Below are 18063 nucleotides of genomic sequence, written 5' to 3'. Positions count from 1 at the left end.
CCCTCAGCACGACCTACTGAAGTGAACGACACCCCGGCGAAGAGGAGCGGTACGTGAGCGAGAGCAGCGCGGAGGCCGTCACGGACGTCGCCGCGGCGGCCGTCGCCTCCGCCGCCGGGAACTGGCGCAAGGCCGGTATCGCCGGCGTCGCCATAGGCGTGGTCGCCGCGGGCGCCGCCGCCGGAGTCGCCATAGAGCGGCTGACGGTGGGCCGCGGCATGCGCAACAAGGCCCGCCTCGCGCTCGACTCGACGGGCCCGTACGGCTCGCTGCGCGGCACGCCCGGCAAGGCGTACGCCGACGACGGCACCGAGCTGTACTACGAGGTGGACGACATCGAGCAGGATGTGACGTTCACCCCACGTCGGCGGCGGCTCTTCGGGCGCAAGGCCCCGGCCCCCGTCACCGTCGTCTTCAGTCACGGGTACTGCCTCAACCAGGACTCCTGGCACTTCCAGCGGGCCGCGCTGCGCGGGGTGGTGCGCACGGTGCACTGGGACCAGCGCAGTCACGGCCGCTCCGGGCGCGGGGTCGCGCAGACGAAGGACGGCACGCCCGTCTCCATCGACCAGCTCGGCCAGGACCTGAAGGCCGTCATCGACGCGGCCGTGCCCGAGGGGCCGATCGTGCTGGTGGGGCACTCCATGGGCGGGATGACCGTCATGGCGCTGGCCGACCGGTATCCGGACCTCGTCCGCGAGCGGGTCGTCGCCGTCGCGCTCGTCGGTACGTCGTCGGGGCGGCTCGGCGAGGTCAACTTCGGGCTGCCCGTCGCGGGCGTCAACGCGGTGCGCCGGGTGCTCCCCGGTGTGCTGAAGGCGCTCGGTCAGCAGGCTGCCCTGGTGGAGCGGGGGCGACGGGCGACGGCCGACCTGTTCGCGGGGATCATCAAGCGGTACTCGTTCGCGTCCCGGGACGTCGACCCGGCCATCGTGCGCTTCGCCGAACGGATGATCGAGGGCACTCCGATCGACGTCGTCGCGGAGTTCTACCCGGCGTTCACCGAGCACGACAAGACCGAAGCCCTCGCGTACTTCGCCGAACTGCCGGTGCTGGTGCTGGCCGGGGTCGGCGACATGGTGACACCGAGTGAGCACAGCGAGGCGATCGCGGACCTGCTGCCGGACGCCGAACTGGTGCTCGTTCCGGACGCCGGGCATCTGGTTATGCTGGAGCACCCCGAGGTGGTCATAGACCGTCTCGCCGACCTTCTGATGCGCGCGGGCGCCGTCCCGGCAGGGGCTACCGTGGGTGGCTATGGAAGCACCAGCAGCAGCGCACAACCCGGCTGAGCCCGCCGCCGAGGGCGTGAACGTCCAGATCACCGTCAACTCGCCCGAGCAGATGCGGGAGTTGGGCCTTCACCTGGCCAAGCTGCTGCGCGCGGGCGATCTCGTGATGCTGAACGGGGAGCTCGGCGCGGGCAAGACGACACTGACCCGCGGGCTCGGCGAGGGGCTCGGCGTACGGGGCGCGGTCACCTCGCCGACGTTCGTCATCGCCCGTGTGCACCCCTCCCTCGGTGACGGTCCGCCGCTCGTGCACGTGGACGCGTACCGGCTGGGCGGCGGCCTCGACGAGATGGAGGACCTCGACCTCGACGTGTCGCTCACCGACTCGGTGATCGTCGTGGAGTGGGGCGAGGGCAAGGTCGAGGAGCTGACCGACGACCGGCTCGACGTCGTCATCCACCGGGCCGTCGGCGACACCACGGACGAGGTGCGGCACGTCACGCTCACCGGGCTCGGGGAGCGCTGGGCGACGATCGATCTGAGCGTGCTCGCGGCTTGATCACCCTGGGTGAGGGTTCCGGGGGACGTGAAGGTTCCGACAAGTCGTCGGCAAGATGTTGCGTTGGGCGTCCCGGCCGTGGTCACATGGACCTCAGTCGGTAGTTAGGTCTACCTAACCACGCTTGCCCCCGAATCCCCAGGAGGCGTCCATGTCGGCTTCGGAACGTGACGTGCCGGTGCAGCAGCCGTGCGGTGGGGTGTCGATGCGGGATCTTTTGGCGTCGTGTGCGGCGGCCGACGCGGTGTCCAGGCCGCCGGTCGCGCCTGCGGCGGAGGCTCCGGGGGCTTCCGCGGAGGAGCAGGTCCGCAAAGCGGCGTGAGCGCTCCGCGGACGCTCCGCAGAGGGGCGGTGGTTCGGCTGCGGGTCCGGTGGGGGCTGGTCGCGCCCCGCGGCGGAGCCGCTGATGTACACAGCCCCGCGCCCCTAAGGGCGCGCCTCCGCACAGGCCCGCTGACTGGTCAATGACCACGACTAGCGGATGACGACTAGCGGATGACGACTACCTTCACGCCGATCGTCGCGAAGTTCCACATCGCGGTGCCGTTCTTGCGGGTCTCCCGGATACCGCCGAGTTTCTTGGTGGAGTCGGGGGAACCCGTGGAGCCGTCCATGGCGGAGCTGAAGCCGATCGCCACGCCGTCCACGACGCTGAAGCGGACCACGTGCTCGACCTGAGTGCCGTCCGATCCGGTGACGGCCTTGGAGCGGGAGGTGACGGCGTAGGTGCCGACCGCCGGGTCCACCGTGCCGGGGGTGACCTGGAAGGTGCGCTCGGTCCTGTTGTTCGCGTCGACCAGCCACACGCGGTCGTCGTCGACCGAGTAGACGACCCGCTCACCCCTGCCCGAGGGGGTCGGCAGCGCCACCGGGTTCTTCTTGTCCCGGGGTGCCTTCGTGGTGGGGACCTTGGACGCGCCCGCGAGGGGCTTGCCGAGGGTGTCGGGCACGTTCGCGGACGCCTGGTAGGCGAGGAAGCCGACCACCGCGACAGCCGCCGCGGTGAGCCCGGCCACGAATCCCGAGCTGCTCCTAGCCATCTTGTGTACCCGCCTCTCGTACCGCGTTCGTGTCCATTACGTCCTTTGTGGTGACGGTAGCAGTCGCCGCCCCGCAGACCGGGACGGCCGTGCGTCCCGCTCGGGCGCCGTAGGCTGTTTGCGTGCTCTTGCTCGCTCTGGATACCGCCACCCCCGCCGTGACCGTCGCCCTGCACGACGGCACGTCCGTCATCGCCTCGTCGAGCCAGGTGGACGCGCGCCGGCACGGAGAGCTGCTGCTGCCGGCCGTCGACCGGGTGCTCGCCGAGGCAGGCCTCAAGCTGGACGCCGTCACCGGCATCGTCGTGGGCGTCGGCCCCGGCCCGTACACGGGGCTGCGCGTCGGCCTCATGACCGCCGACACCTTCGGCCTCGTGCTCGGCGTGCCCGTGCACGGCCTGTGCACCCTCGACGGGCTCGCGTACGCCGCCGACGGCACCGGCGTCGAGGGGCCGTTCGTCGTCGCGACGGACGCCCGGCGCAAGGAGGTGTACTGGGCCCTGTACGACGACCCCCGTACGCGTGTCTCCGAGCCCGCCGTCGACCGGCCCGCCGACATCGCCGCGACGGTCGCCGGTCTGCCCGCCGTGGGCGCGGGTGCGCTGCTCTATCCCGACACCTTCCCGGACGCCCGTGCACCCGAGCACGTCTCCGCGGGCGCGCTCGCGTCCCTGGCGGCGGAGAAACTCGCCGCGGGTGAGGAGCTCGAGGCGCCCCGGCCGCTCTACCTGCGCCGCCCGGACGCCCAGGTGCCCAAGAACTACAAGGTGGTCACCCCGAAGTGACCGCCGAACTGCGCGAGATGCGCTGGTGGGACATCGATCCCGTACTGGAGCTGGAGAAGGACCTCTTCCCCGAGGACGCCTGGTCGCGGGGGATGTTCTGGTCCGAGCTGGCCCACGCCCGCGGGCCCGGGGCGACGCGCCGGTATGTGGTGGCGACCGAGAGCGGCCGGCTCGTCGGATACGCCGGGCTCGCCGCCTCCGGCGACCTGGGCGACGTACAGACCATCGCCGTACGACGTGATCAGTGGGGCACCGGCCTCGGCGCCCGGCTGCTGACCGAGCTGCTGCGGGCCGCGACCGCGTTCGAGTGCGCCGAGGTCATGCTCGAGTGCCGCGTGGACAACGTCCGCGCGCAGAAGCTGTACGAGCGCTTCGGCTTCGAGCCCATCGGCTTCCGTCGCGGCTACTACCAGCCGGGCAACGTCGACGCCCTGGTCATGCGGATGCGCACCGCGTCCGACAGCGGCTCCGCCCCGGGTTCACCCTCAGTAAACGGCGTACAAGGAACAGAGAGCAATGGCTGACGAACCGCTTGTCCTGGGCATCGAGACCTCCTGCGACGAGACCGGCGTCGGCATCGTCCGCGGCACCACCCTGCTCGCGGACGCCATCGCGTCCAGCGTCGACGAGCACGCCCGCTTCGGCGGTGTCGTGCCCGAGGTCGCCTCCCGGGCGCACCTGGAGGCGATGGTGCCGACGATCGACCGTGCGCTGAAGGAGGCGGGGGTGAGCGCGAAGGACCTGGATGGCATCGCGGTCACCGCAGGTCCCGGCCTCGCCGGCGCCCTCCTCGTCGGCGTCACCGCCGCCAAGGCGTACGCCTACGCGCTCGGCAAGCCCCTCTACGGCGTCAACCACCTCGCCTCCCACATCTGTGTGGACCAGTTGGAGCACGGCCCGCTGCCGGAGCCGACGATGGCACTGCTGGTCTCCGGCGGTCACTCCTCGCTGCTGCTGTCGACCGACATCACCTCGGACGTCCGCCCGCTGGGCGCGACCATCGACGACGCGGCCGGCGAGGCCTTCGACAAGATCGCGCGCGTGCTCAACCTCGGCTTCCCCGGCGGTCCGGTCATCGACCGGTACGCGAAGGAGGGCGACCCCTCCGCGATCGCCTTCCCGCGCGGCCTGACCGGCCCGCGCGACCCGGCGTACGACTTCTCCTTCTCCGGCCTGAAGACGTCCGTTGCCCGCTGGATCGAGGCCAAGCGGGCGGCGGGTGAGGAGGTGCCGGTGCGTGACGTGTCGGCCTCCTTCCAGGAGGCGGTCGTCGACGTGCTGACCCGCAAGGCCGTACGGGCCTGCAAGGACGAGGGCGTCGACCATCTGATGATCGGCGGTGGCGTGGCCGCCAACTCACGGCTGCGGGCGCTGGCGCAGGAGCGCTGCGAGGCCGCGGGGATCCGGCTGCGGGTGCCGCGGCCGAAGCTGTGCACGGACAACGGGGCGATGGTGGCCGCGCTGGGCGCGGAGATGGTCTCCCGCAACCGGGCCGCCTCCGACTGGGACCTGTCGGCCGACTCCTCACTGCCGGTGACGGACCCGCATGTGCCCGGCCGTTCGCACGAGCACGGCCACGGCCACGGCCCTGGCCACGATCATGATCACGTGCACGAGGTCTCGAAGGAGAACCTGTACTCGTGAGCGTCGCGCTGATGTGGGAGGCGCGGGCCGTCCCCGGGCGGGGCGAGGAACTGCTCGCCTGGGTGCGCAGGCAGGAGCTCGCGAGCGAGCCGCTGCGGCGGGAGATCCTGCGCGCGCCGCAGGACCGGGTGCTCGTCATCACCTGGTGGGATGCGCCCTACGACGCCGAGCTGCCCGAACTCCCGGAGCCTGGCGGGGAGTTGGTGACCCGGACGGTCCATCGGTGGCGGTTCGAGTCGGTCTCCTGACGCCTTCGTCTCCGCCGGGCTTCACGCCGACCTCGCTTTTCCGGAAGACTCCTGCAAAGTTTCGTTCGTGGGTGTGGAACGGTAGAGGGGCGGTTCGACGTGTCGACGGAGGTGGGCGCAGTGGCCCGGGAGAGCATCAAGAACAAGGTGACGATCACCGAGATCGCCCGGCAGGCCGGCGTCTCGGTGCCCACCGTGTCGCGTGTCGTCAACGGCCGCTCCGACGTGTCGCCGGAGACCCGGGCCCGCATCGAGGACCTGCTGCGGCGCCACGGCTACCAGCGCAAGTCGTCCGCGCCCGGTGACCGGGCGGCCCTGATCGACCTGGTCTTCAACGACCTCGACAGCCCCTGGGCCGTGGAGATCATCCGGGGGGTCGAGGAGGTCGCGCACGCCTCCGGGGTGGGCACGGTCGTCTCCGCCATCCACGGTGCGTCGGGCTCGGCCCGGCAGTGGATGACCAATCTGCGCGCCCGCGCCTCGGACGGCGTGATCCTCGTGACCTCGGTCCTCGAACCCCGGCTGCACGAGGAGTTGCGGCGGCTCGGGGTGCCGCTGGTCGTGATCGATCCGGCGGGGTCCCCGACCCTCGACGTGCCGACCGTCGGCGCCGCCAACTGGGCGGGCGGGATGGCGGCGACGGAGCATCTGCTCGGGCTCGGGCACCGGCGGATCGGCTTTGTCGCCGGACCCGTGCGGTTGCTGTGCTCGCGGGCACGGCTCGACGGGTACCGGGCGGCGCTGGACGGTGCGGGGGTCGCGGTCGACGACGCGCTGATCGTGCCGGGGGACTTCTACCATCAGGCCGGCTTCGACGGCTGCAACACGCTGCTCGACCTGGAGGAACCGCCGACCGCCGTGTTCGCGGCGAGTGACCAGATGGCGCTCGGGGCGATCGAGGCGTTGCGGCGGCGGGGGATGCGGGTGCCCGAGGACATGAGTGTCGTCGGGTTCGACGACCTGCCGGAGGTCCGGTGGTCGGCGCCGCCGCTCACGACGGTGCGGCAGCCGCTCGCGGACATGGGGAAGCTGGCCACGCGCACGGTGCTCCGGCTGGCGCTGGGCGAGGACCCGGTCTCTCCGAGGGTTGAACTGGCTACTGAGCTGGTCGTTCGGGCGAGTACGGCGCGACGGGGTTGAGGGGCGCGGCAGGGGCGGGGTGTTCGAGGGCGGTTCGGCGGCTGCGGGTGATTCGTGGCCGGTCGCGCAGTTCCTCGCGCCCCTGAAGGGGCGCTGATCCCGGCGCGCCCGAAGGGGCGCGGGGCTGTGTACATCAGCGGCTCCGCCGCGGGGCGCGAGCAGCCCCCATCGGCCCGCGCGTGAAGAACTGCCGATATTTGTCAGGGGCGTTGACACGTCTGGCGTACCCCCGTAACTTCCGGCGCACTCGGCCGATAATTATCGGCTCTCTTCCGGAAGGTGTGCGATGCGAGCGTTGGGCGACACCTACACCTCTTTCTCCCGCCGGAGGTTCCTGGCGGCATCCGCGGCGACCGGACTGGGGGCGGCCGCCCTGAGTGCGTGCGGTTCCTCCGACAGCGGGAACAGTTCGGGCAAGACCACGATCGAGTGGTGGAACATCACCACCACCGACCCGGCGAAGAAGCTGTGGGCCCAGCGCGCCAAGGACTTCGAGGCCGCGCACCCGGATGTGAAGGTCAAGATCGTCACGTTGGAGAACGAGGCGTACAAGTCCAAGATGACCGCGCTGACCACGTCCGGGAAACTGCCGGACGTCTTCCACACCTGGGGCGGCGGAGTCCTCAAGCAGCAGATCGACGCGGGTCTGGTCGAGGACCTGACCGACAAGACCGCCTCCTGGACGAAGGACTATGTGCCCGCCTCGCTGGCGGCCTACCAGTTCGACAAGAAGACGTACGCGGTCCCGTTCGACATCGGCATGGTCGGCTTCTGGTACAACAAGGCGCTCTTCAAGAAGGCCAAGATCGACACCCCGCCCACCACCTGGTCCGGCTACCTCGACGCCGTCAAGGCACTCAAGAGCGCCGGGATCACGCCCATCGCGCTGGCCGGCAAGGAGAAGTGGCCCGGCATGTACTACTGGGCGTACCTGTCGATGCGCGTCGCCGGACTGGAGGCGATGCAGAAGGCCGCCACCGACGCCGACTTCACCGGCGCCGGGTTCGTCACGGCCGGCCAGCACCTCAAGGACCTCGTCGCGCTCGAACCCTTCCAGAAGGGGGTCCTCGGCGCCGCCTACTCCGAGCCCAACGGCCAGGCCGCCACCATGGGCAACGGCAAGGCGGCCATGGAGCTGATGGGCCAGTGGGCGCCGAGCGTCGAGAAGTCGTCCGGCAAGGGCCTCGGCGCCGATCTCGGCTTCTTCTCCTTCCCCTCCGTGGAGGGCGGAAAGGGCGCGCTCACCGAGGTGTTCGGCGGGGGCGGCGGCCACGCGGTGCGCAAGGGGGCGCCGGACGCGGCGGTGGAGTTCCTGAAGTTCTTCGCCGAGAAGCAGTTCGCCGAGACCCTCGTCAAGGAGACCGGCCTGATACCGGTGTCCAAGGACGCGCGCCCCGCGCTGACCGACCCCAACCTCACCGCCGTGTCGGACGCCCTGAACAACGCCACCGGCTTCCAGCTCTACCTCGACCAGGCCTACGCCCCCGCCGTCGGCCAGGAGATCAACGACAGCGTCGCCGCGCTCATCGCGGGCTCCAAGTCGCCCGAGCAGGTCACGCGTTCGGTGACCCAGGTCGCCAAGAGCGAGAAGAGCTAGCGGCCGGCGATGACGCACTCGACCTCGGCCTCGACCACGTCGACGTATGTGCCCGATCTCGGCAAGCCGACCGGCGCGACGGCCGTTTCACCGGGCGGCGGGCCCCGCCGTCCCGCCCTGCGGCGCGTGCGCGACTGGTTCGCGGCCTTCGTCTTCACGGTCCCGGCGCTCGCCCTGTTCGGGATGCTCGTCCTCCTGCCGATGGGCTACGCCTTCTACGTCAGCTTCTTCAACTGGGGCGGATTCGGCTCGCCCACCGACTCCGTGGGGTTCGACAACTACACCCGGCTCTTCCACGACCCGGTGTTCCTCGGGGACCTGTGGCGCGGCTTCCTGCTCATCGCCTTCTCCCTCGTCCTCCAGCTGCCGTTCGCGCTCGCCATGGCCGTGCTGCTCAACCAGAGACTGCGCGGCCGGGCCGTCTACCGGATGCTGTTCTTCGCGCCGTACATCCTGTCCGAGGTCATCACCGGCGTGCTGTTCAGCATGATCTTCGCGCCGGGCGACGGACTCGCCGACAAGATCCTCGGCGCGGTCGGTCTCGACGGCCTGGGCGGGCTCTGGTTCGCGGGCCAGAACACCGTCCTGCCCACCCTCTTCCTGGTCATGACCTGGAAGTACTTCGGCTTCCACATGATGCTCTACCTGGCAGGCCTCCAGGGCATCCCGGCGGAGCTGCACGAGGCGGCACGCATCGACGGCGCCGGCAGCTGGCAGCGCTTCCGCCACGTCACGCTCCCGCTGCTCGCGCCGACCCTGCGGATCAGCGTGTTCCTGTCCGTGATCGGCGCCATCCAGCTCTTCGACCTGGTGTGGGTGATCTCCGCGGGCGGTCCCGACCACCACTCCGAAACCATGGTCATCAGCATGTTCCAGTACGGCTTCAAGCGCTACCAGATGGGATACGCCAGCGCGATCAGCGTGGCGATGTTCCTGATCAGCCTCGTCTTCGCCCTCGCCTACCAGCGTTTCGTGCTGCGCCGCGACACAGAGGGAGCCATCACCACCATGCGAGCGAACCGATGAGCGCGGTCGTGAAGAGCACGGTCGGGGACAACACGGTCCCGAAGAACACGGTCCCGAAGAGTGTCGTACGCCGTCGCAGGCTGCGCACGCTGCCCGTGTACGTGACCCTGTGGCTGGTCGGCGCGGTCATGGTGACCCCACTGCTGTACGCCCTGGTCTCCGGCTTCAAGTCCACCGACCAGCTCTCCAGCAACACCTTCGGCCTTCCCCACCCCTGGGTGACCTCGAACTACACCTCGCTGCTCGGCTCGGGACCGTTCTGGCGGTCCGTCGGCAGCAGCACCCTCATCGCGGTCGCCACCGCCCTGCTGACCGTGGGGGCGTCGGCGCTCGCCGCCTACGCGCTCGCCCGGTTCGCCTTCCGGGGCAGGGAAGTGCTCTTCACCGTCTTCACGATGGGGCTGATGTTCCCCTTCGCGGTGGCGATCCTGCCGCTGTTCATCCTGCTGCGCACCTTCGGACTGCTGGACAACCCCTGGGGTGTGATCCTGCCCCAGGCCGCGTTCGGCCTGCCCATGACGATCGTCATCCTGCGCGGCTTCTTCCGGGAGATCCCCGGCGAACTGGAGGAGGCCGCCACCCTCGACGGCTGCTCCCCGTTCGGCTTCTTCTGGCGCATCCTGCTGCCGCTGGCCCGCCCGGCGCTCGGCACCGTCTCCGTCCTCGCCATCGTGGGCAGCTGGAACAACTTCCTGCTCCCGCTGCTCGTCTTCAGCGAACCCACCTGGTGGACCGTCCCCGTCGGCATCCAGCAGTTCCAGGGCCAGTACGCCTCCGACCTGGCCCGCATCTTCGCGTACCTGGTCCTCGCCATGGCGCCCGCCCTGGCCTTCTACGCGGTCGCCGAACGACAGCTGATCGGCGGCATCACGCTCGGCGCGACCAAGGGCTGACGGCCTTACCGCCCTATGAGGCGGCCTTACCGCCTTGTATACGTGAGGAGTTACATGACCGACCCCTGGCAGGACCCGGCTCTGCCCGCAGGCGTCCGCGCCGCCGACCTGCTCGCCCGTATGACCACGGAAGAGAAGGTCGCCCAGCTCTACAGCGTGTGGCCCGGCTCGAACGAGACCCCGGGCCGGGACATGGCGCCGCTGCAGCACGCCCTGTCCGAGGACATCGACCTGACGCGGCTGCTCCCGCACGGGCTCGGCCAGCTGACCCGCCCCTTCGGCACCGCGCCGGTCGACCCGGCCGAGGGCGCCGCCCGCCTCGCCTCCCTCCAGGAACGCATCCGCTCCGCGAACCGCTTCCGGCTGCCGGCGCTCGCCCACGAGGAGTGCCTCACCGGGTTCACGGCCTGGCGGGCGACCGTCTTCCCGACCCCGCTCGCCTGGGGCGCGAGCTTCGACCCGGCCCTGGTGAAGGAGATGGCGGCGGCGATCGGCGCCTCGATGCGCTCGGTCGGCGTCCACCAGGGCCTCGCCCCGGTCCTCGACGTCGTACGCGATCCCCGCTGGGGCCGCACGGAGGAGTCGATCGGAGAGGACCCCTACCTCGTGGCGACCGTCGGCACCGCCTATGTCCAGGGCCTGGAGTCGGCGGGTGTCGTCGCCACCCTCAAGCACTTCGCCGGCTACTCGGCCTCCCGCGGCGCCCGCAACCACGCGCCCGCCTCGCTCGGCCCGCGCGAACTGGCGGACGTCATCCTGCCACCGTTCGAAATGGCCGTACGGGAGGGCGGCGCGCGGTCGGTGATGGCCTCGTACAACGACCTCGACGGGCTGCCCGCCCACGCGCACCGCCGACTACTCACCGAACTCCTGCGGGAGGAGTGGCAGTTCACCGGCACGGTCGTGGCCGACTACTTCGGGGTGTCCTTCCTGGAGACAGCGCACGGGCTCACCGACTCGCCCGCCGGGGCGGCCGGGCTCGCGCTCGCGGCGGGCGTGGACGTCGAACTGCCCGCCGTGCGCTGCTACGGCGCCGGGCCCCTCAACGAGGAGTTCGTGGACCGGGCCGCGCTGCGGGTGCTGACGCAGAAGTGCGAACTGGGGCTGCTGGATCCCGACTGGGCGCCGCCCGCCGACTCCGCTTCCGCCGATCTCGATCCGCCGCACATGCGGACGCTGGCCCGGCAGCTGGCGGAGGAGTCGGTCGTCCTGCTGGCCAACGGGGGTACGTTGCCGCTGGCGTCCGGGGTGCGGCGGATCGCCGTGCTCGGTCCGCTCGCCGACGATCCCGCGGCCATGCTCGGCTGCTACACCTTCCCCCGCCATGTCCTCCTCGACCACCCCGAGGTCGAGATGGGGGTGGACGTGCCGACGCTGCTGGAGGCGCTGCGCGCCGAGCTGCCGGACGTGGAGTTCACCGACGATCCGGTGGCCGCCGACGTGTGCGTGGTCGCGGTCGGCGACCGCTCGGGGCTGTTCGGGCGGGGCACCTCGGGCGAGGGGTGCGACGCGGCCGATCTCGAACTGCCCGAGGGACAGGGAGAACTGGTCGACAAGACGCTGGCCTCCGGGACACCGGTCGTGCTGGTGGTGTTGTCGGGGCGGCCGTACGCGCTCGGGCGCTGGGCGGACCGGTGCGCGGCGGTGGTGCAGGCGTTCTTCGCGGGACAGGAGGGGGGTCCCGCGGTGGCCGGGGTGCTGTCCGGGCGGGTGAACCCGTCGGGGCGGCTCCCGGTGAGCGTGCCGCGCGAGCGGGCCGGGCAGCCGTGGACGTATCTCGCCCCGCCGCTCGGACAGCGCGGCGAGGCCAGCAACCTCGACCCGACGCCGCTGTTCCCGTTCGGACACGGGCTGTCCTACACGACCTACGACTGGCAGACGCCGTCGGTCGACGACACCGCGTTCCCGACGGACGGCGAGACGACCCTGCGGCTGACCGTCCGCAACACGGGGGAGCGGGCCGGAACCGAGGTCGTGCAGCTCTATCTCCACGACCCGGTCGGCAAGGTGGCGCGGCCGGTGGCCCGGCTGGTGGGCTACGCGCGGGTGCCGCTGGAGGCGGGCGCGTCGGCGGAGGTCCACTTCACGGTCCCGGCGGACCTGGCCGCGTACACCGGCCCGGACGGCGACCGGATCGTCGAACCGGGGGAGCTGGAGCTGCGGTTGGGGGCGTCCAGCGCCGAGGGCGAGGTGCGGTACGCGGTGCCGGTGACACTGACCGGGCCCGAGCGGGTGGTGGGCCGGGAGCGGCGGATGCGGTGCGAGGTGCGCGTGAAGTGAGCCGTCGGTTCCCACGGTGGCCGAATGTTTCTCGCCAGTCTCCGAATGTTACGGACCTTACTGAGGTCGGAGAGGGGTCGCCCGGCGTGCACCCGGGGATACGATCGCGCCCATGAATCCCGCGAAGCCCGTGGAGAATCGGATGGCGGACCGTTCCTCGGGTACCGCGACCCTCGCCGAGATCGCCCGGGAGGCCGGCGTGTCCGCTCCGACTGTTTCGAAGGTGCTCAACGGCCGGGCCGATGTCGCCCCGGCCACCCGCACCCGGGTCGAGGAGCTGCTGCGCGCGTACGGCTACCGGCGCCGCCGGGCCGAGGCGGCCCGCTCGCCCCTCATCGACGTGGTCTTCCACGAGTTGGAGAGCGCCTGGGCGATGGAGGTGATCCGGGGCGTCGAGAACGTGGCCCGGGACGAGGGGCTGAGCGTCGTCCTCTCGGAGAGCGCGGGACGGCTGACCCCCGGGCGGACCTGGGCCGACCAGGTCGCCGCCCGCCGTCCGCACGGCGTGATCCTCGTGCTGTCCCGGCTGGACGAGTCCCAGCGCGCGCTGCTGACCAGCAGGTCCATCCCGTTCGTGGTGATGGACCCGGCGGGCGACCCGGGCGACGACGTGCCGTCCATCGGCGCCACCAACTGGCACGGCGGGCTGGCCGCGACCCGCCATCTCGTCGACCTGGGGCACCGGCGGATCGGCGCGATCAGCGGGCCCTCTCGGATGATGTGCAGCCGTGCGCGCGTCGACGGATACCGGGCGGCGCTGGAGACGGCGGGACTGCCGGTGGACCCGGAGCTGATCAGGACCGGCAACTTCCACCACGAGGACGGCTACCGGCTGGGCCTCGACCTGCTGCGCCGCCCCGACCGCCCGACGGCCGTCTTCACCGGCAACGACCTCCAGGCGCTCGGCCTGTACGAGGCCGCCCGCGAGCTGGGCCTGCGCATCCCGGAGGACCTGAGCGTCGTGGGGTTCGACGATCTGCCGGTGGCGCGCTGGGTCGGGCCGCCGCTGACGACCGTACGACAGCCGCTGACGGAGATGGCGGAGGCGGCGGCCAAGCTGGTGCTGGAGCTGGGGCGCGAGGAGCGGCCGGCGGCGGGAACCAGGGTGGAGCTGGCGACGAGTCTGGTGGTGCGCAGCAGTACGGGGGCGGCTCCGGCATAGGGAACGGATTGCTGTTCCTGTTATTGACGAGTGGGGCGCATGGCCTGACACTCTCCGAAGTCAATCGGTTGCACGACCGAAACTTTCGGAGGCACCCGCAATGAGAACCTCCCGAACTTCCTTACGTGCGCGCCTCACGGCGCTCCTCACCGGCGGCGCGATGGTGGGCGCCCTACTCGCGGTCGCAACGACCGCCCACGCGGCCGACACCCCGCTGCGCGACCTCGCCGCCGCCAAGGGCAAGGTCATCGGCACCGCCGTCACCGGGTCCAAGCTGACGGGGACGTACGGCGACATCGCCGGGGCCCAGTTCAACTCGCTCACTCCCGGCAACGCCATGAAGTGGGAGACCGTCGAGCCCACCCGGGGCACCTACAACTGGGCCGAGGCCGACCAGATCGTGGCCTTCGCGCAGGCCCACAACCAGCAGGTGCGCGGCCACACGCTGGTCTGGCACAGCCAGAACCCGAGCTGGCTGACGAACGGCACCTGGACGTCCGCCCAGCTCAGCGCCCTCCTCCAGGACCACATCAACACCGAGGTCACCCGTTACAAGGGCAAGCTGGCCGCCTGGGACGTGGTGAACGAGCCCTTCAACGAGGACGGCACCTACCGCTCGACCCTCTGGTACAACGGCCTCGGCTCCGACTACATCGCCCAGGCCCTGACCTGGGCGCACGCGGCCGACCCGAGCGCCAAGCTCTACATCAACGACTACAACGTCGAGGGCGTGGGCGCCAAGAGCACCGCCCTCTACAACCTGGTCAAGTCGCTGAAGGAGCGCGGCGTTCCGATCGACGGGGTCGGCCTCCAGGCCCACCTCATCCTCGGCCAGGTGCCGTCCACGCTCCAGCAGAACATCCAGCGCTTCGCCGACCTCGGCGTCGACGTGGCGATCACGGAGCTGGACATCCGTATGCAACTCCCCTCCGACAGCACGAAGCTGGCGCAGCAGGCCGCCGACTACAAGTCCGTGTTCGACGCGTGCGTGGCGGTGTCCCGGTGCTACGGCGTCACCGTCTGGGGCTTCACCGACTCCGACTCCTGGATCCCGGACGTCTTCTCCGGCTACGGCGCGGCGACCCCGTACGACGAGAACTACGTGCCGAAACCGGCGTACTACGCGATCGCGGGCTCGCTGGGCGGGACCACGACACCACCGCCCACGGGTGCCTGCACGGCGGCGTACAGCGTCCAGAGCCAGTGGAACACGGGGTTCACGGGGCAGGTGAGGATCGCCTGTTCCGGGGCCGCGCTGTCGTCGTGGAAGGTGAACTGGACCTACGGCGCGGGCCAGCGGATCACTCAGGCCTGGAACGCCGACTGCACCCAGTCCGGTGCGGTGGTGACGTGCGCGAACGCCTCCTACAACGGAACGGTACCGAACGGCGGATCAGTGACGTTCGGGTTCAACGCGTCATGGAGCGGAAGCAATCCGGTGCCCACGGTGACGCTGGGCTGAGGGTGGCGTGAGAAGTCTGAGATTTTCCGAAGGAAACCCCAGAAGAGGTTCCTGCTCGTAATAATTCGGACTTACGTTCCTCCGCGTGACTGCAGAAGAGGAGCGCGGGGGCGGACATGGGGCCGGGCGCGGAGACTGGAACGGGGTCGAGAGCGGGGACGGGAACGAGGGCGCCGCGAGACGTGCCGGACGGCGGAGAGGTCTGCTGAAAGCCGCCGGCATCACGCTCGCCGGCGTCCTCGTGCTCTCCGCGGCGGGGGCGGGCTGGGTCTACTGGCATCTGAACCAGAACATCAAGAGCGTGGACATCAACAGCGCGCTGGGCGACGACCGTCCGGCGAAGGCGGTGTCGGCCCCGTCGGCGTCCGCGTCCGCCTCGGCCGCCCCGCTGCCGAGCGGCGCCGTGAACATCCTGGTCCTCGGCTCCGACTCGCGCAGCGGGAAGGCGAACGCCACGCTCGGGGGCGGTGACAGCTCGGGCGCCCGCTCCGACACGGCGATGGTCGTCCACATCGACGAGGGTCGCACCGAGGCGACGGTGGTGAGCATCCCCCGGGACACCCTGGTGACCCGTCCGTCGTGCCCGACCTCGTCCGGCGGGACGACCTCGGTGGCGTACAACGCGATGTTCAACAGCGCGTACTCGGTGGGCGGTCCGGTCTGCGCGGTGAAGACCGTCGAGTCCCTCACCGACGTCCGCATGGACCACTACATCGAGATCGACTTCTCCGGCTTCGCGAAGCTGGTGGACGCGCTCGGCGGCGTCACGGTCACGACGGACCAGAACATCGACGACGACAAGAGCCATCTGCACCTGAAGGCGGGCACGCACCACCTGGGCGGCACCCAGGCCCTGGCGCTTGCCCGCACCCGGCACGGCATAGGCGACGGCAGCGACCTCGGGCGCATAGGCCTCCAGCAGAAGCTGGTGAAGGCACTGCTGGAACAGATGGCGTCGACGTCCCTGCTGACCGACCCCGCCAAGCTCTACAAGGTCGCCGACGCCGTCACCGGCAGTCTGACGACGGACACGGGGCTCGACTCGCTCGGCGAACTGATGAAGCTCGGCCAGAGTCTGAAGTCCCTCTCCTCCGACAAGGTCAAGACGATCACCATGCCGGTGGTGACGGCCCCGTCGAACCCCAACCGGGTGGTCGCCGACGAGCCGGAGGCGAGCGACCTGTGGGCCTCGCTCAAGTGACCCGGTCGACCCCGCCGACCCGGTACGTCAACAGATAACGCCAGTAGAGGAGTTGGCGGACGCGGGAGCCGGGCAGCAGCCGGTCCGCCTCGCTCCGGACGTCCGCCAGCGACATCCGCGGCTCGCGCACCGGCGCCCGCACGGGGCACGGCTTCGCTTCCGCGCAGCCGCTCGCCCATCGCCACCCCCGCCCGCGCCACGGCGTTGGCGGGCACGGCGGCGAGGTCCCACCAGCTGATTCCCGCGTAGCAGCCCAGCACCAGCAGCACCCCGCCGGGCGCGAGCGCCTCCCGGAACCTGGTCACCGTGCCGAACGGCATGTGATGCAGGCTCGCCAGGCAGGTGATGACGTCGTAGTGCCCCTTCGGCAGCCCGGCGGAGGCGATGTCCGTTCGCCGGAACCGAGGGCCGCCCCCGATCCGTTGCGCCGCGGCGATCACCTCGGCGGACGGATCGACGGCGTCGACCTCATAGCCCCGCGCCGCCATCCGCCGCGCGAAACCCCCGGTGCCACAGCCGACGTCGAGAGCGGTACGCCCGTGCTTCGGCAACTTCCGCAGCAGCATCCGGTGGTAGTGATCGTTGTGATCGAAGGGCATACAGGAACCTGCCCACCCGGCCCCCGGGTCAGCCCCGCGCTTCCGCGAGCACGTCTGCGCCCCGTTCGCCGGGACTTGAGCTTCGGGGGTCGGGATTCGAGACGCTTTTGTATGGATTGGGCGGGAGGCCCTACCCGCCCACCCTCCCTGTCCGGCGGCCCAAGTGCCGCTCCGGCCAGGGGTGATGACTTTTCGTGATCGGGTCGCGGCGGAGCGTGGCGGACGTGTAGCGTGCGCCGGGAAAGCATCGACCCCCGTGGGTGTTCTCAGCACCGCGCGGGGGTCTGACCACCGAGACCGAAAGAGACGTTTCGACTCATGGCTGTCGCCCAGCTTAGTGCTGCCCCGCGCCCCTCCGCCCATCCCCTGGCCAATCCGGGCTACGGAAAACGGTCGGCGCCCGATCAAACCCCCCGTACGGGTCGCGACTTCGCGCATCTGCCCACCCGCGAGGCATCGATCGCGACGTACATCGACCGGCTCGCCGACGAGTCGGACCTCTCCATCAAGACCCTCGCCAAGCACCTCCCGTACGGCCAGTGCGCCCTGGCCACCGCCCTCAACAACCTCTCGGCGGCGGGCCATCTGCGCCGCGTACGCCGCCCCGTCACCGTCGACGGCTGCCCCCGCTGGGTCTGGCACACCTTCTTCTCGCGCACCGCGCACGACGACGCCTGGTGGAACGCCTTCCTCGCCGGGCGGACGCCGGTGACCGAGCGGCCCGTGGCGCAGGCGGCGCGCTCGACGGCGTACGGCGCGCTGGCCCGGCTCGGCCGGATCGACGCCCGGCTCACGCTGTCGGCGGGGGAGTGCGCGGCGCTGGAGGAGGAGGCCGCCGAGTGGTTCGCGCGGGGCGCGGGTGAGGCACAGCTCGTCCAGGCGCTGACGGCGGGGCTCCCGGAGCGCGTGGCGCACGCGTACGCCTTCGTACGCGCCCGACTCCTCGCCAAACTGCCCCCGCCGCCCGAGCCGCGGCCACAGTCACCGGCGCCCCGGTACGAGGTGGTGTGCACGGCGTGCGGGGAGCCGGGCGGGGACGGTGACGAGCTGCGGGGCGGGTTGTGCGGGGGGTGCTGGGGCGGGCGGCCGACCCTCGCGGTCGATGAGGTGCGCGCCCATGCCGGACGGCTGCGCGCCGTCCTGCGTACCGGGACCCGCATGGACAAGACGGAGAAAGGAGCAGGCACATGACGAC

General features: G+C 70.9%; 17 protein-coding genes and 1 pseudogene. 15 read left to right on the top strand and 3 right to left on the bottom strand.

All coding sequences use genetic code 11. From position 1 onward, the window contains the following. The first annotated feature begins 53 nt into the window (after positions 1-53). Together AQJ27_RS13595 and tsaE are read left to right on the top strand one after the other, a co-directional pair. Positions 54-1292 carry an alpha/beta fold hydrolase gene (locus AQJ27_RS13595; RefSeq protein ID WP_067367025.1) on the top strand — a complete coding sequence of 413 codons (1239 nt, stop codon included), beginning with the start codon at positions 54-56 and terminating at the stop codon, positions 1290-1292. Next, complete coding sequence (gene tsaE, locus AQJ27_RS13590; RefSeq protein ID WP_067367020.1) at positions 1258-1791, top strand: tRNA (adenosine(37)-N6)-threonylcarbamoyltransferase complex ATPase subunit type 1 TsaE; 534 nt, start codon at positions 1258-1260, stop codon at positions 1789-1791. Before AQJ27_RS13595 ends, tsaE begins: the two co-directional genes overlap by 35 nt. Positions 1792-2279: 488 nt before the next feature. Here the strand turns inward: tsaE and AQJ27_RS13585 are convergent, their stop codons facing one another. Beyond that, on the bottom strand, positions 2280-2831 hold the full coding sequence (locus AQJ27_RS13585) for a hypothetical protein (RefSeq protein WP_067367017.1): 552 nt from the start codon (positions 2829-2831) through the stop codon (positions 2280-2282). Positions 2832-2953: 122 nt separating this feature from the next. On the opposite strand from AQJ27_RS13585, the gene tsaB reads away from it, so the two are divergent. From tsaB to AQJ27_RS13525, 12 genes are all read left to right on the top strand, one after another. Next, the gene (tsaB, locus tag AQJ27_RS13580; protein ID WP_067367014.1) at positions 2954-3616 is read left to right on the top strand and encodes a tRNA (adenosine(37)-N6)-threonylcarbamoyltransferase complex dimerization subunit type 1 TsaB; all 663 of its coding nucleotides are present in this window, start codon (positions 2954-2956) and stop codon (positions 3614-3616) included. Between the two features lie 17 nt (positions 3617-3633). Beyond that, a complete protein-coding gene (gene rimI / locus AQJ27_RS13575; RefSeq protein ID WP_060895788.1) occupies positions 3634-4140 on the top strand; it encodes a ribosomal protein S18-alanine N-acetyltransferase in 507 nt (168 codons plus the stop codon). Next, positions 4133-5260 carry a tRNA (adenosine(37)-N6)-threonylcarbamoyltransferase complex transferase subunit TsaD gene (gene tsaD, locus AQJ27_RS13570; protein ID WP_067367011.1) on the top strand — a complete coding sequence of 376 codons (1128 nt, stop codon included), beginning with the start codon at positions 4133-4135 and terminating at the stop codon, positions 5258-5260. The genes rimI and tsaD overlap by 8 nt, the downstream gene beginning before the upstream one ends. Further along, on the top strand, positions 5257-5508 hold the full coding sequence (locus AQJ27_RS13565; protein WP_067367008.1) for a hypothetical protein: 252 nt from the start codon (positions 5257-5259) through the stop codon (positions 5506-5508). Before tsaD ends, AQJ27_RS13565 begins: the two co-directional genes overlap by 4 nt. A 99-nt stretch (positions 5509-5607) precedes the next feature. After that, positions 5608-6648 carry a LacI family DNA-binding transcriptional regulator gene (locus AQJ27_RS13560; RefSeq protein ID WP_388118542.1) on the top strand — a complete coding sequence of 347 codons (1041 nt, stop codon included), beginning with the start codon at positions 5608-5610 and terminating at the stop codon, positions 6646-6648. A 295-nt stretch (positions 6649-6943) separates the two neighbouring features. After that, complete coding sequence (locus AQJ27_RS13555; protein ID WP_067367867.1) at positions 6944-8245, top strand: extracellular solute-binding protein; 1302 nt, start codon at positions 6944-6946, stop codon at positions 8243-8245. Positions 8246-8254: 9 nt separating this feature from the next. Then, positions 8255-9271, top strand: coding sequence for a carbohydrate ABC transporter permease (locus tag AQJ27_RS13550; RefSeq protein WP_067367003.1), 1017 nt, complete (start codon positions 8255-8257; stop codon positions 9269-9271). A gap of 128 nt (positions 9272-9399) precedes the next feature. Continuing rightward, the gene (locus AQJ27_RS13545) at positions 9400-10164 is read left to right on the top strand and encodes a carbohydrate ABC transporter permease (RefSeq protein WP_235613602.1); all 765 of its coding nucleotides are present in this window, start codon (positions 9400-9402) and stop codon (positions 10162-10164) included. A gap of 54 nt (positions 10165-10218) precedes the next feature. Continuing rightward, complete coding sequence (locus AQJ27_RS13540) at positions 10219-12444, top strand: beta-xylosidase/alpha-l-arabinosidase (protein ID WP_079064959.1); 2226 nt, start codon at positions 10219-10221, stop codon at positions 12442-12444. Positions 12445-12556: 112 nt separating this feature from the next. Continuing rightward, the gene (locus tag AQJ27_RS13535; RefSeq protein WP_067366997.1) at positions 12557-13606 is read left to right on the top strand and encodes a LacI family DNA-binding transcriptional regulator; all 1050 of its coding nucleotides are present in this window, start codon (positions 12557-12559) and stop codon (positions 13604-13606) included. A 100-nt stretch (positions 13607-13706) separates the two neighbouring features. Then, positions 13707-15068 (top strand): endo-1,4-beta-xylanase, encoded by a 1362-nt coding sequence (locus tag AQJ27_RS13530; RefSeq protein ID WP_067366994.1) that lies wholly within the window; start codon positions 13707-13709, stop codon positions 15066-15068. A 202-nt stretch (positions 15069-15270) separates the two neighbouring features. Beyond that, complete coding sequence (locus AQJ27_RS13525) at positions 15271-16269, top strand: LCP family protein (RefSeq protein ID WP_079064991.1); 999 nt, start codon at positions 15271-15273, stop codon at positions 16267-16269. Here the strand turns inward: AQJ27_RS13525 and AQJ27_RS58620 are convergent. Together AQJ27_RS58620 and AQJ27_RS58615 are read right to left on the bottom strand one after the other, a co-directional pair. Next, complete coding sequence (locus AQJ27_RS58620; protein WP_235613606.1) at positions 16262-16411, bottom strand: hypothetical protein; 150 nt, start codon at positions 16409-16411, stop codon at positions 16262-16264. The two genes, AQJ27_RS13525 and AQJ27_RS58620, sit on opposite strands and share 8 nt — an antisense overlap. A 163-nt stretch (positions 16412-16574) precedes the next feature. Beyond that, positions 16575-16835: pseudogene (locus AQJ27_RS58615) on the bottom strand (class I SAM-dependent methyltransferase); the annotation flags it as partial. Between the two features lie 351 nt (positions 16836-17186). Between AQJ27_RS58615 and AQJ27_RS13515 the strand changes: the two are divergent. Continuing rightward, positions 17187-18059 (top strand): hypothetical protein, encoded by an 873-nt coding sequence (locus tag AQJ27_RS13515; protein ID WP_067366983.1) that lies wholly within the window; start codon positions 17187-17189, stop codon positions 18057-18059. Positions 18060-18063 lie beyond the last annotated feature (4 nt).

Origin of the sequence: Streptomyces olivochromogenes (genome assembly GCF_001514115.1) — a bacterium.
GTDB classification, from domain to species: Bacteria; Actinomycetota; Actinomycetes; order Streptomycetales; family Streptomycetaceae; genus Streptomyces; species Streptomyces olivochromogenes.
Note: the sequence above shows the minus strand (reverse complement) of the source record. Positions and strands in the feature narration are given on the sequence as shown.